Origin of the sequence: Streptomyces polyasparticus (genome assembly GCF_014493765.1) — a bacterium.
GTDB lineage: Bacteria > Actinomycetota > Actinomycetes > Streptomycetales > Streptomycetaceae > Streptomyces > Streptomyces polyasparticus.
In genome coordinates, this window is sequence record NZ_JACTVJ010000174.1 from 1 (window position 1) to 510 (window position 510).

Below are 510 nucleotides of genomic sequence, written 5' to 3' on the forward strand. Positions count from 1 at the left end.
GTCACGACCAAGATCCACCGTGCTGCGCAGGAGCTTCGTGTGCTTGTCTACCCGTCGGCGATCGATCTGTCCAACGTGCACCTGCGGTACCTCGCTCGCCAGTTGGCGCTTCACCGCCGGGATATCGGCTCGCGGTGGCGGCGGCTGACCGCGGGCCGGCAGGCCCTGCTCGTCCTGGCCCATCTGCGGTGCGGCGACACCTACGCCCAGCTCTCCGCAGGGTTCGGCATCGAGATCGCGACCGTCTACCGGTACGTGCAGGAGGCCATCGACGTCCTGGCGGCACGTGCTCCGAGCCTCGCGGAGGCGATGAAGACGGCCCGGACGAAGGCGTTCGTCATCCTGGACGGCACGCTGCTGCCGATCGACCGGGTCGCCGCCGACACCCCGTACTACTCGGGGAAACACAAGCGTCACGGCATGAACGTGCAGGTCCTGACCGATCCGTTCGGCAGGCTGCTGTGGGCCTCGCCCGCTCTGCCCGGCTCCACGCATGACCTGACCGCCGCC

The 510-nt window shown here is 68.8% G+C and carries 1 protein-coding gene; it reads left to right on the forward strand.

Annotated features, from left to right (window positions below):
* Positions 1-39: 39 nt before the first annotated feature.
* Positions 40-510: transposase family protein (locus tag H9Y04_RS46050; protein ID WP_187820200.1), on the forward strand; the 471-nt coding region annotated here is incomplete at its 3' end.